At 61.1% G+C, this 13,029-nt stretch carries 11 protein-coding genes; 10 read left to right on the top strand and 1 reads right to left on the bottom strand.

Features of this window, described 5'->3' with window-relative positions:
- Positions 1–57: 57 nt before the first annotated feature.
- The 3 genes from AABM52_RS27860 to AABM52_RS27850 are packed head-to-tail and all read left to right on the top strand — an operon-like array spanning position 58 to position 2,514.
- Positions 58–1,077 carry a phosphotransferase gene (locus AABM52_RS27860; RefSeq protein ID WP_347909430.1) on the top strand — a complete coding sequence of 340 codons (1,020 nt, stop codon included), beginning with the start codon at positions 58–60 and terminating at the stop codon, positions 1,075–1,077.
- On the top strand, positions 1,074–1,745 hold the full coding sequence (gene murU / locus AABM52_RS27855) for an N-acetylmuramate alpha-1-phosphate uridylyltransferase MurU (RefSeq protein ID WP_347909429.1): 672 nt from the start codon (positions 1,074–1,076) through the stop codon (positions 1,743–1,745). Before AABM52_RS27860 ends, murU begins: the two co-directional genes overlap by 4 nt.
- A 1-nt stretch (position 1,746) precedes the next feature.
- Positions 1,747–2,514 carry a TerB family tellurite resistance protein gene (locus tag AABM52_RS27850; RefSeq protein WP_347909428.1) on the top strand — a complete coding sequence of 256 codons (768 nt, stop codon included), beginning with the start codon at positions 1,747–1,749 and terminating at the stop codon, positions 2,512–2,514.
- 138 nt (positions 2,515–2,652) lie between these two features.
- Here AABM52_RS27850 and AABM52_RS27845 read toward each other — a convergent pair whose 3' ends face one another.
- A complete protein-coding gene (locus tag AABM52_RS27845; RefSeq protein WP_347909427.1) occupies positions 2,653–3,642 on the bottom strand; it encodes an alpha/beta hydrolase family protein in 990 nt (329 codons plus the stop codon).
- Positions 3,643–3,715: 73 nt separating this feature from the next.
- Here AABM52_RS27845 and AABM52_RS27840 point away from each other — a divergent pair, with 73 nt between their 5' ends.
- The 7 genes from AABM52_RS27840 (at position 3,716) to AABM52_RS27810 (ending at position 12,978) form a co-directional block, all read left to right on the top strand.
- Positions 3,716–6,112: a transporter substrate-binding domain-containing protein gene (locus AABM52_RS27840; protein ID WP_347909426.1), complete on the top strand. Its 2,397-nt coding sequence runs from the start codon at positions 3,716–3,718 to the stop codon at positions 6,110–6,112.
- A 101-nt stretch (positions 6,113–6,213) separates the two neighbouring features.
- Entirely contained in the window at positions 6,214–6,867 is a 654-nt protein-coding gene (locus tag AABM52_RS27835; RefSeq protein ID WP_007993216.1) for a response regulator transcription factor, read from the top strand.
- Between the two features lie 265 nt (positions 6,868–7,132).
- Positions 7,133–8,257, top strand: a complete 1,125-nt coding sequence (locus AABM52_RS27830) for an ABC transporter ATP-binding protein (RefSeq protein ID WP_046039490.1) — start codon at positions 7,133–7,135, stop codon at positions 8,255–8,257.
- A 48-nt stretch (positions 8,258–8,305) separates the two neighbouring features.
- A complete protein-coding gene (locus AABM52_RS27825; RefSeq protein ID WP_347909425.1) occupies positions 8,306–9,349 on the top strand; it encodes an ABC transporter substrate-binding protein in 1,044 nt (347 codons plus the stop codon).
- A gap of 181 nt (positions 9,350–9,530) precedes the next feature.
- Positions 9,531–10,778 (top strand): ABC transporter permease, encoded by a 1,248-nt coding sequence (locus AABM52_RS27820; RefSeq protein WP_347909424.1) that lies wholly within the window; start codon positions 9,531–9,533, stop codon positions 10,776–10,778.
- Positions 10,779–10,790: 12 nt separating this feature from the next.
- On the top strand, positions 10,791–11,615 hold the full coding sequence (locus AABM52_RS27815; RefSeq protein WP_007910157.1) for an ABC transporter permease: 825 nt from the start codon (positions 10,791–10,793) through the stop codon (positions 11,613–11,615).
- Positions 11,616–11,829: 214 nt separating this feature from the next.
- Positions 11,830–12,978, top strand: coding sequence for an iron-containing alcohol dehydrogenase (locus tag AABM52_RS27810; RefSeq protein ID WP_347909422.1), 1,149 nt, complete (start codon positions 11,830–11,832; stop codon positions 12,976–12,978).
- The last annotated feature ends 51 nt before the right edge of the window (positions 12,979–13,029 follow it).

The raw sequence follows: 13,029 nt of genomic DNA, 5'->3' as shown, positions 1-13,029 counted from the left end.
ATGCTGGATAATAAAGCATGACCCGCTTGACGGCTAGCGCCGTCGGAGACCCTTGCAATGCCTGATCAAGATGTACGCTTGCAACACCTGAAAGTTTGGCTCGATGAACAATTGGCGACCCTTTTTGCCGAGCAGGGCTGGGGCGTCGTACCCCCGGCCACGTTGACTGCGGCCAGCAGCGACGCGAGTTTCCGGCGGTATTTCCGTTGGGAAGGAGATGGCAAAAGTTTCATCGTGATGGACGCGCCGCCGCCCCAGGAAAACTGCAAACCCTTCGTGGATATCGCCTTTTTGCTGGCGAAATCCGGAATAAATGTGCCGAAAATTTATGCCGAAGACCTCGAGCGCGGCTTTCTTTTGCTCAATGACCTGGGCAACAAGACCTTTCTGGACGTCATCGACAGCGAAAACGCCGACGATTTGTTCAAGGATGCGCTGCAAGCGTTGCTGGCTTTCCAGCAGTTGCCGATGGTTGCGCCTCTGCCGAGCTATGACGTGGCCTTGCTGCGTCGCGAGCTGGAACTGTTCCCCGAGTGGTACGTGAAGCGCGAACTGGGCATCGAATTCGACGCGGCACAGCAAGTGCTCTGGCAGCAGGTCAGCGAACTGTTGATCGACAGCGCCCTGGCGCAGCCAAAAGTCCTGGTGCATCGCGACTACATGCCGCGCAACCTGATGCTCAGCAAGCCCAATCCCGGCGTGCTGGATTTCCAGGATGCGGTGTATGGTCCGGTGACCTACGACGTGACCTGCCTGTTCAAGGACGCATTCCTCAGCTGGCCCGAGGAGCGCGTGCACGGCTGGCTCGAAAGCTACTGGCAGCAAGCGGGTGCCCTCGGGATTGCGGTTCAGCCCGACTTCGAGGACTTCCTGCGTGCCAGCGACTTGATGGGCGTGCAACGTCACCTGAAAGTCATCGGCATTTTCGCGCGCATCTGCCATCGCGACGGCAAACCGCGTTATCTGGGTGATGTGCCGCGTTTCTTTGCTTACATAGATGCGGTGATCGCTCGCCGCCCTGAACTGGCCGGGCTGGATGTGTTGCTGGCCAGTCTGCGTGCCGGAGTGAAAGCATGAAGGCAATGATTCTGGCCGCGGGTAAAGGCGAGCGCATGCGCCCGCTGACCCTGACTACGCCAAAACCGCTGGTTCGTGCAGGCGGCGTGCCGCTGATCGAGTATCACCTGCGAGCGCTGGCCGCCGCCGGGTTCACCGACATCGTGATCAATCACGCCTGGCTCGGTCAGCAGATCGAAGACTACCTGGGCGATGGAGCGCGTTATGGCGTGAGCATTCAGTACTCGGCCGAAGGTGAGCCGCTGGAAACCGGTGGCGGGATTTTCCGTGCGTTGCCGTTGCTGGGGGATGAAGCGTTTGTCGTGGTCAACGGCGACATTTGGACCGATTACGACTTCAGCGTGCTGCATCAGCCCATCAACGGCTTGGCGCACCTGGTGCTGGCGAGCAACCCGGCCCATCATCCGGCCGGGGACTTCAGCCTGGTCGGAACGCAGGTGCATGACGGGCAGCCAGAGGTTGGTACCCTGACCTACAGTGGCATCGCCGTATTGCATCCGCAGTTGTTCGACAGTTGCACGTCGGGGGCCTTCAAGCTCGCGCCGCTGTTGCGCAAGGCCATGGCCGACGGGCAGGTGACCGGCGAGCAGTTGAGGGGGCACTGGGTCGATGTGGGCACTCACGAGCGTCTGGCCGAAGTTGAAACATTAATAGAAGCGAGCCGCTGACATGCTGTGGCCAGGGACTCTTATCGGAGCCGGAGCAGGCTTTGCCATAGCCAGCATTCCGGGGGCCATGCTCGGCGCGTTGTTGGGGCAGGCGCTGGACCGGCGCTTGCACCTGCAGAGCTGGGGGCACTTGCGGGAAAAGCTGGGCGGTCGCCCGGTGCTGCGTAACGATGAATTGCTGTTTGTCCTGTTGGGGCGCCTGGCCAAGTGCGATGGCCAGGTGAAAGCCGGGCATATAGAACAGGCCCAGGCAGAAATGCGCTCGCTGGAGATGTCCGAGTCGGCCCAGCGTCGTGCAATTGCCGCGTTCAATCGCGGCAAATCGGGCCGCGACCGGCTGCGCGGCTATCTGCGTCGCCTGAGTGCCCAGCCCCATGCGGCGGAAGGTGTGTTGCGCGCCTGCTGGCGAATGGTCTGGGCCGATGGTCGTGCCGGCAGCAGTGAGCGTCAATTGATCGGCCAATGGGGCAAGTGGCTGGGCTGGACGCCCCATCAGGTGCAGGCTTTGGCCCACGACTATGAGCCGCAGAAACGGCCATTGGGCAACAGTGCGCCAAGTTATCAGGACGCGCTGAAGCTTTTGGGGGTGTCGGCCACCGCTGAACCGGCGCAGATCAAGCGTGCTTATCGGCGCCTGCTCAGTCGTCATCATCCGGACAAGATTGCCGGCACTGGCGCGACGGCGATGCAGGTTCGTGAGGCCACTGAGCGAACGCGGGAACTGCATAACGCCTATACGCTGATTCGGGAGCGGCGGGATTTTCGCTAGCCCGGAAAATTTGCGTCGCCAGTGATACCGCTATCGCGAGCAAGCTCGCTCCCACAGGTTTTGTGTCGTTCGCAATTTTGTGATCGGCATGAAACCTGTGGGAGCGTGGCTTGCCCGCGATGATCGCGCCTCGGTCTGTCAGTCCGCCGGGTTCTGTGGATTCAACCAGCCCCGCACCCGACGGAACAGTTGCTCCTGTTCGGCTTTGGTATCCGGTAACGCCTTGAGCGCGACCTGACTGAATGCCGATGACTTCAGGCGTTTGCTGGCCTGCAGGCGTTCCAGTGCTGCGTTGCGATCCTGCGCGTTGTCCTTGTAGAAAATATCCGCGGTCGGCAGTTTCAGGGTCGGGGTCAGCTCTGCCAGCCCGGGCGTGGCCGCCACAGGTGTCCGGGCGGCAACCATCACCAGTTTTTCGACCTGCGATGGCTGCTTCTCGCTCAGGTAGCGCGCGGCCCAATAGGCACCGGAACCATGTCCCAACACCACGATACTGCGGGCGCTTTGCTGTTCGGCGAACGCAATCGCGGCGTCGATCCGGGCAAAGATGCGCTCGGCATCTGCCTTGGACTGTTCCCCGGTGGTTTCGGCAATGGGCTTGTCGGCCACATCGGCCTCGCCACCGGCCACCTGTTCGATAGGGGCCGCGGTGGTTGAGTCTTTACTGCCGGTTTCGGCGACCTTGGGAGCCGGCGCTGCTTCGACGATTCGTGGCGCAATGGCATCGCTTTGCAGATCAGGCAAGGTGATACTCAGGCTGCTCCATTCGGCATCCGGCAATTTTCGCCGCAAAGGGCCGACCGCTTGCGGCCAGTCAACGGTTTCACCGGCGCCCGGGATGATAATCACCGCGCCTTTGGGGTCGGCGGTGTTGGCCGGTTTCCACAAGGCCAGAAAGGTGTCGGTGCCTGCTTGCAGTTGTTGCTGTTCCTGAGCCGGGATCTTTCGCTCAAGTGCAGTCGCTTCTTCCTGACTACGCTCAGGCAGCGGCTGACGTTCGAGTGGTTTTTCTTCTGCGGTTTTTTCCTCCGCGGCGGGCGCCGGTTCGGCCGCCTTGACGGAAAAAGCGCAAGGCAGGATCAGCGACAGGCACAATGCTGGCAGTGCCAGGCGGTAGACAGGGGGCATTGGATATTCCAGGCCAGAAGATGTTCCGGCAGCCTAATGGGTTGGTCAGTATTTGTCAGTGTGTGAGAGTTCAATGATGCGTTTTCGCTGCCTGTGGGTTATCGGCTGTTTGTGGTTTCCCTTGATGGGCTGGGCGGCCGCCGTGCCCCCAGCGCACGTTGCCCAACTGACCCCGAAACAACAGCACTGGCTGGCGCAGCAGGGCGAGTTGCGGGTCGGCCTGGTGTTGCAGGCGCCCTATGCGCAATACGATCGCCGTTTGCAGCGCCTGTCCGGGGTGAACGTCGAGCTGATGAAGTGGCTGGCTAAAAATCTCAATGTCGAACTGAGCTGGCGCAATTTTCCCGACCTTGAGCAATTGGAAACCGCGGCCCGCGAAGGCGAAATCGACATCGCCCCGGGGTTGACCCAGACCCCTGGCGGGCTGCGCCTCTGGCAGTTTTCCGACCCCTACATGCGGGTGCCGCAACTGGTGGTCAGCGACCAGAAAAGCGCTGGCGCGGTCGAGCTGGAAAAACTCGACAGCCAGACCCGCGTCGCCGTGCGCATGCCCAGTGCCATCGCCGACTACCTGCGCGGCAATTACCCGCACCTGAATCTGCAAGGCGTACCGATGGAACGCCAGGCATTGCAATTATTGGTTGGCCAGCAGGCGACTTATGCGGTGATCGATGAGGCGCAACTGGGACGCTTGTCGGTCGAGTCGGAGTTCGCCGGGTTGGTGGTGGTGGGGGATGTCGGCCTGCCGCAACTGCTGCGGGTGGCCACGCTCCGCGAAAAGCCGGAACTGGCGGGCATCGTCGAAAGTGCATTGCGGGCGATCCCGGCCAAGGATCTGGAGCAACTGCACAATCAATGGCTGCAACCCAAGTATCCGCGGCTCACCGAGTCTCCGGGCTTTTGGCAAAACCTCTGCCTGCTGCTGGCCGTGCTGGCGTTGAGTTGCATGGCCATCGTGGTCTGGCAGCGTCGCCAGCAGCACAACCTGGAGCAGCGCCTGTCGGCCGCGCAGGAAGACATCGCCTTGCGTGCCGCCAGCGAAGAGGCCTTGCGGCTCACTCAGTTTTCCATCGACCAGAGCACCGTCGGCATCCTCTGGGTCAACTGGGACAGCCATGTGCGCTACGCCAACCGCGCGGCGGAAAGCATGCTGGGCTATCCGCCTGGCGGGATCATCGATCGGCCCCTGATCGATTTCGAGCCCGGCCTGCACATGGACCGTTGGCTGAACCTGTGGAAGCGCGCCCGGGCCAGTGAAGACGGCCCGCAAAGCTTCGAATCCAATTGCGTGCGGGCCGATGGCAGCATCCTGCCGGCCGATGTCTCGTTGAGCTTCCTGCGCTTTCGCGATGGCGAATACCTGGTGGTTTACCTCAACGATGTCACGGAGCGGCGTCGCGCCCTGGCGGCTTTGCAGGAAAGCGAGGCGCGGCTGCAGGGCATCGCCGCCAACGTTCCGGGCCTGGTTTTCCGGCTGGAGCGGGCGCCGGTGACCGGTCAGATCGACTTTGCCTACATCAGCGAAGGCAGCGAAAGCCTGGTGGGTTACTCGCCGGCCACGCTGGCGCATCGCGATAAAGGCCTGCGCAGCCTCGTGCATCCGGATGACAAGGCCAGCTATCACCGGACCCAGGATCATGCGCTGGATACCGACAGCGACTGGTCGTGGCAGGGGCGAATCCTCACGCGTCAGGGCGAGCAGCGCTGGGCGGAAATCAAGGCCATCACCCGTCGCCTGGAAGACGGCGCCTATGTCTGGGACGGGATCGTCTGGGACATCAGCGAGAGCAAGCGCATCGAACTTGAGTTGGCCAGCTCTCGGGAACAACTGCGTGAGTTGTCCGCGCACCTGGAAAGCGTGCGCGAAGAAGAAAAGGCGCGCATTGCCCGGGAAGTTCACGACGAGTTGGGTCAGATGCTCACCGTGTTGAAGCTGGAAACGTCCATGTGCGAACTGGCCTACGCCCAGCTCGACCCTGGTCTGAACGAGCGCTTGAACAGCATGAAGCGCTTGATCGCTCAGTTGTTTCAGCTGGTTCGTGATGTGGCCACGGCATTGCGACCGCCAATTCTCGACGCTGGCATCGCCTCGGCCATTGAGTGGCAGGCCCGCCGATTCGAGGCGCGCACGCAGATCCCGTGTCTGGTGCAGGTGCCGGACAACTTGCCGATGCTCAGCGATGCAAAGGCAATCGGTTTGTTCCGAATCCTTCAGGAAGCGCTGACCAATGTCATGCGGCACGCCCAGGCGCATACTGTCGAACTGACACTGGCGCTGGAAGGCGACGAGTTGTGTCTGACGGTTAGCGATGATGGCGTAGGATTTGTCGCCGCAGCTGGCAGGCCGACATCCTTTGGGGTGGTCGGCATGCGCGAGCGGGTGTTGATCATGGGCGGTGAGTTGTCGCTGGAGAGTGAGCCGGGTGAAGGCACGACCCTGAGTGTGCGAGTGCCGCTGGATGCAGCCTGATGTTTATCTATTGTTTGCTCTGACGTCATCGCGAGCAGGCTCGCTCCCACATTGGCTTAGAGTCGTTCACAAATCCCCTGTGGGAGCGGGCTTGCTCGCGAATGATCTTGAATCTGGAGAAGAACGTGATCCGTGTACTGGTAGCCGAAGACCACACCATTGTCCGCGAAGGCATCAAGCAGTTGATCGGCCTGGCCAAGGACTTGCTGGTGGTGGGGGAGGCGAGCAATGGCGAGCAGCTGCTCGACACCTTGCGTCATGTGCCCTGCGAAGTGGTGTTGCTGGATATCTCCATGCCGGGCGTCAACGGTCTGGAAGCGATTCCGCGGATTCGCGCCCTGAACAATCCACCGGCGATCCTGGTGCTGTCGATGCACGATGAAGCGCAAATGGCCGCCCGGGCGTTGAAGGTGGGCGCTGCGGGTTATGCGACCAAGGACAGCGACCCGGCGCTGTTGCTGACGGCCATTCGCAAAGTGGCGTCAGGTGGGCGTTATATCGACCCGGAACTGGCCGACCGCATGGTTTTCGAAGTCGGTCTTACCGACTCGCGTCCATTGCACTCGTTGCTCTCCGAGCGCGAATTCTCCGTGTTCGAACGCCTGGCCCAGGGCGCCAACGTCAATGACATCGCCCAGCAGCTGGCACTGAGCAGCAAGACCATCAGCACCCACAAGGCGCGGCTGATGCAGAAGCTCAACATCACCTCGCTGGCGGAACTGGTGAAGTACGCGATGGAGCACAAGCTCCTCTAAAGCACACCGCTCCCACATCTCCATCGACTATTCGATTACCGGCATATCCAAAACCGACATGTTTTTGCAGTGGCTTTGCCATTTCTTGCGGCTTGCAGCTTGAAGCGTGCTGCTGCCCTATCCATCCCCGCCATCCTTGTAGGGCAATCCCTACCCCCAACCTTCCATCCGGCTGAGGCGAATCTCTCTTGCCCCCCGATTTGCGCGGTCCCCAGCGTCCACTAGGCTTAGTCCCACAGCAGTCATCAATAACAAAGGTGTGGGTATGAGCCAGGTCGATTCAAGCGCAGGGGCCAATGATGTTCTGGTCAGCTTTCGTGGAGTGCAGAAGAGCTACGACGGCGAGAACCTGATCGTCAAGGACCTCAACCTGGACATTCGCAAAGGCGAATTCCTCACATTGCTCGGGCCGTCCGGCTCAGGCAAGACCACCAGCCTGATGATGCTCGCCGGTTTCGAAACGCCGACCGCGGGCGAAATCCTGTTGGCCGGACGCGCCATCAACAACGTGCCGCCGCACAAGCGCGACATCGGCATGGTGTTCCAGAACTACGCATTGTTCCCGCACATGACGGTGGCCGAGAACCTGGCGTTCCCGCTGACCGTACGCGGCATGAACAAGAGCGACGTCAGTGCCCGGGTCAAGCGCGTGCTGAGCATGGTTCAGCTCGATGCCTTCGCCCAGCGCTACCCGGCGCAGCTTTCCGGCGGTCAGCAGCAGCGTGTGGCATTGGCCCGCGCGCTGGTGTTCGAGCCGCAACTGGTGCTGATGGACGAACCCCTCGGCGCACTCGACAAACAGCTGCGTGAACACATGCAGATGGAGATCAAGCACCTGCACCAGCGCCTGGGCGTCACCGTGGTCTATGTGACCCACGATCAGGGCGAAGCCTTGACCATGTCCGACCGCGTGGCGGTGTTCCACCAGGGCGAAATCCAGCAGATCGCGCCACCGCGCACCCTCTACGAAGAGCCGAAGAACACCTTCGTCGCCAACTTCATCGGCGAGAACAACCGTCTCAATGGTCGCCTGCACAGCCAGACCGGCGACCGTTGCATTGTCGAGCTCGGGCGCGGTGAGAAGGTGGAAGCTCTGGCGGTCAACGTCGGCCAGACCGGCGAGCCGGTGACCCTGTCCATTCGTCCGGAGCGAGTGAGCCTCAATGGCTCCAGCGACCAATGTGTCAACCGTTTCTCCGGGCGAGTCGAGGAATTCATCTATCTGGGCGACCACGTCCGGGTTCGCATGGAAGTCTGCGGCAAGACCGACTTCTTCGTGAAACAGCCGATTGCCGAGCTTGATCCCTCGCTCGCCGTCGGCGACGTGGTACCGCTTGGCTGGCAGGTCGAACACGTTCGCGCGCTCGACCCACTTCTAGAGGCGCATTGATCGCCCCGGCAACACCAACACCAACCCTGCACGTGGAGAGAACAATAAATGTTGAGATCCCTGAAATTCACCGCTTTGGCACTGGGCATGATGGGCGCGGCACACGCAATGGCGGCCGGCCCGGACCTGACCGTGGTGTCCTTTGGCGGGGCGAACAAGGCGGCTCAGGTCAAAGCCTTCTACGCACCCTGGGAAGCGGCAGGCAACGGCAAGATCGTGGCCGGCGAGTACAACGGCGAAATGGCCAAGGTCAAGGCCATGGTCGACACCAAGAGCGTGTCCTGGGATCTGGTAGAGGTTGAATCACCGGAGCTGTCCCGTGGTTGCGACGAAGACATGTTCGAGCAGCTTGATCCGAAGTTGTTCGGCAAGACCGAAGACTACGTCAAGGGCGCCATCCAGCCTTGCGGCGTGGGCTTCTTCGTGTGGTCGACCGTGTTGGCCTACAACGCCGACAAACTGAAAAGCGCACCGACCAGCTGGGTGGATTTCTGGGACACCAAGCAGTTCCCGGGCAAGCGTGGCCTGCGTAAAGGCGCCAAGTACACCCTGGAATTCGCACTGATGGCCGACGGCGTTGCGCCGAAAGACGTCTACAAAGTGCTGGCCGGCAAGGACGGTCAGGACCGCGCGTTCAAGAAACTCGATGAGCTCAAGCCGAACATCCAGTGGTGGGAAGCCGGCGCACAACCGCCGCAATACCTCGCTTCCGGTGACGTGGTCATGAGCTCGGCCTACAACGGTCGTATCGCTGCCGTGCAGAAAGAAAGCAACCTGAAAGTCGTGTGGAACGGCGGCATCTACGACTTCGACGCATGGGCCATTCCAAAAGGTCTGGATGCCAAACGCGCCGAAGCTGCGAAGAAGTTCATCGCCTACTCGGTAATGCCACAGCAGCAGAAGACTTACTCGGAAAACATCGCCTACGGCCCGGCCAACACCCAGGCCGTACCGCTGCTGGCCAAGGATGTCCTGAAAGACATGCCGACCACTCCGGAAAACATCGCCAACCAGGTGCAGATCGACGTCAGCTTCTGGGCTGACAACGGCGAGCAACTGGAACAGCGCTTCAACGCCTGGGCTGCGAAGTAATCCTTCGCCTGTAGGAGCTGCCGAAGGCTGCGATCTTTTAACTTTGCCTTTCCAAGATCAAGAGATCGCAGCCTCGTTGCACTCGACAGCTCCTACAGCGGCAGTTGTGTTTCATGAGTGTTGATGTAATGCGGCATCACCGTGGGTGGTGCCGCCCATTCAAAGATTCCCGGAGTACGTCATGGCTATCGCCGTTCCCCTGAACGAGGGCACCAGCCCCACCTTGAAGCAGCGGCTCAAGCATGCCGAGCGGGTCAACCGCTGGAAGGCCCAGGCGTTGATCGCGCCGCTGGTGCTGTTTCTGTTGCTGGTGTTCCTGGTGCCGATCGTGGCGCTGCTCTTCAAAAGCGTTGGCAACCCGGAAGTGGTCGGCGGCATGCCGCGCACCGTGACTGCCATCGCCAGTTGGGACGGCCGCGGCCTGCCCGCTGAACCGGTTTATAAAGCAGCGGCGGAAGACCTCGCCGAGGCTCGCAAGAATCAGACCCTGGGCGATCTTTCCAAACGCCTGAACATGGAACTGGCCGGCTACCGCAGCCTGCTGACCAAAACCGCCCGTGCCTTGCCGCTCGCCACTGAACCTGCCTCCTATAAAGAAGCGCTGGAAGGTCTCGATGAGCGCTGGGGCGACCCGGCCTACTGGCAAGCGGTGCGCCGCAACACGAGCAGCATCACCCCGTATTACCTGCTGGCGGCTGTCGATCATCGCATCGACGACCTCGGCGAAATCGCTCCGGCCACTCCGGATCAGGCGATCTACCTCGACATCTTCGCCCGCACCTTCTGGATGGGCCTGATCATCACCGTGATCTGCCTGGTGCTGGCTTATCCCCTGGCTTACCTGCTGGCGAATCTACCGTCGCGCCAGAGCAACCTGCTGATGATCCTGGTGCTGTTGCCGTTCTGGACCTCGATCCTGGTACGGGTCGCGGCGTGGATCGTATTGCTGCAATCGGGTGGCCTGATCAACAGCGGCCTGATGGCCATGGGCATCATCGATAAGCCGATCGAGTTGGTGTTCAACCGCGTCGGTGTCTACATCTCCATGGTGCACATCCTGCTGCCGTTCATGATCCTGCCGATCTACAGCGTGATGAAAGGCATCTCGCCAACCTACATGCGCGCCGCGATTTCCCTCGGCTGCCATCCGTTCGCCAGCTTCTGGCGGGTGTACTTCCCGCAGACCTATGCCGGTGTCGGCGCCGGTTGCCTGTTGGTGTTCATCCTTGCCATCGGCTACTACATCACCCCGGCATTGCTGGGCAGCCCCAACGATCAGATGGTCAGCTACTTCGTCGCCTTCTACACCAACACCAGCATCAACTGGGGCATGGCGACCGCACTCGGTGGGCTGCTGTTGCTCGCGACGGTCGTGCTTTATCTGATTTACAGCTGGCTGGTAGGCGCAAGCCGCCTGCGCCTGAGCTAAGGGGAGAACGAAATGCTGAGTCCTTATATGTCGCCCATCGAACGGGTGTGGTTCTACAGCTTGCGGATTCTCTGCGGCTTGATTCTGTTGTTCCTGATCCTGCCGGTGCTGGTGATCATTCCACTGTCGTTCAACTCCGGCAGTTTCCTGGTGTACCCGCTGCAGGGCTTCTCATTGCAGTGGTACCACGATTTCTTCGCCTCGGCGGAATGGATGCGCGCCCTGAAGAACAGCATCATCGTCGCCCCGGCGGCCACGGTGCTGGCGATGGTCTTCGGTACGCTGGCGGCCATCGGCCTGACCCGGGGCGATTTCCCCGGCAAGGCGCTGGTGATGGCGCTGGTGATTTCACCGATGGTGGTGCCGGTGGTGATCATCGGTGTGGCCAGTTACCTGTTCTTTGCTCCGCTGGGATTGGGTAACAGTTTCTTTTCACTGATCGTGGTGCATGCGGTGTTGGGTGTGCCGTTCGTGATCATTACCGTGTCGGCAACCCTGCAGGGGTTCAATCACAACCTGGTGCGGGCCGCTGCGAGCCTGGGCGCTTCGCCGCTGACCGCGTTCCGCCGGGTGACCTTGCCGCTGATTGCGCCGGGCGTGATCTCCGGGGCGCTGTTTGCCTTCGCGACTTCGTTCGATGAGGTGGTGGTGACGCTGTTCCTCGCAGGTCCCGAGCAAGCGACCTTGCCACGGCAGATGTTCAGCGGCATCCGCGAAAACCTCAGCCCGACCATTGCCGCCGCCGCGACGCTGCTGATTGCCTTCTCGGTGATCCTGCTGCTGACCCTGGAATGGCTGCGTGGGCGTAGCGAGAAACTGCGTACCGCGCAGGTTTAAAGCTTCACACCAACCCCCTGTGGGAGCGAGCTTGCTCGCGATAGCGGACTGTCTGTCGACATCGATAGTGACTGACACTCCGGCATCGCGAGCAAGCTCGCTCCTACATTGGACCTCCAGTGTCTGTTCGGTCATTCACGACCTGAATGGAAGACAACCCGCAATCCCCAGCTACTATTGTGCCCAGCTCCCCTACCTATAAGAGGCTGCGCACATGAGTCTTTCCTCTTTCAAAATCGCTCACAAACTGATCACCGGCGCAGGTGCCATCGAGCAGCTGGCCGCCGAGCTGACACGCCTGGATATCGACAACCCGCTGATCGTCACCGACGCCGCCCTGGTCAAGTCCGGCACGGTAGAGCTGGCACTGGCGCAACTGGGCGAACGCAGTTACGAGATTTTCGACCGGGTGTTGCCGGACCCGGAAATCGCCATCGTCGAAGATTGCATGCAGGCCTATCGTGACGGCGGGCATGACGGTTTGATCGGCCTCGGTGGCGGCAGTGCCATCGACATTGCCAAGAGTGTGGCGGCCTATGCCGGGTACCACGGTGCGCTGGAGGATCTGTTCGGTATCGATCAGGTCCCGCGCAAAGGCCCGCCACTGATTGCCATCCCGACCACCGCCGGCACCGGCTCGGAAGTGACCAACGTCGCCATCCTTTCCGACAAGGTCGCGCAATTGAAGAAGGGCATTGTCAGCGACTACCTGTTGCCGGATGTGGCGCTGGTCAGTCCGCAAATGACCCTGACCTGTCCGCGCAGCGTCACGGCGGCCAGCGGCGTCGATGCGCTGGTGCATGCCATCGAGTCCTATCTGTCGGTCAACGCCTCGCCGATTACCGATGCCCTGGCCATTGGCGCCATCAAGTTGATCGCCAAGGCTTTGCCCAAGGCCTACGCGAACCCGTCGAACCTGCAAGCGCGGGAAGACATGGCCACCGCCAGCCTGATGGCCGGCATGGCGTTCGGCAATGCCGGGGTTGGCGCGGTGCATGCGCTGGCGTATCCGCTGGGCGGGCGTTTCAACATTGCCCATGGGGTCAGTAATGCCTTGCTACTGCCCTATGTCATGACCTGGAACAAGATGGCCTGCATCGAACGCATGCAGGATATCGCCGAGGCCATGGGCGTGAAGACCGCTCATTTGAGTATCAACGAAGCGGCTGACAAAGCCGTGCAAGCCATGTCCGAGCTGTGTGCCGCCGTTGAAATTCCCCAAGGCCTGCGCAGTTTCGGTGTGCCCGAGGACGCCATCCCGTCCATGGCCGTGGAAGCGGCGGGGATCGAGCGCTTGATGCGCAACAATCCTCGTAAATTGAGTGCCGTCGATATCGAAAAGATCTATCGCGCGGCGTACTAGGGCCTTCTCTGATCAGGGATGATGGCAAGGTCCAATCATCGCGCTCACGGT

Origin of the sequence: Pseudomonas grandcourensis (assembly GCF_039909015.1) — a bacterium.
In the GTDB taxonomy this organism is placed as follows: Bacteria; Pseudomonadota; Gammaproteobacteria; order Pseudomonadales; family Pseudomonadaceae; genus Aquipseudomonas; species Aquipseudomonas grandcourensis.
The sequence above is the reverse complement of the archived record's forward strand: the minus strand, read 5'-3'. Positions and strand labels throughout refer to the sequence as shown.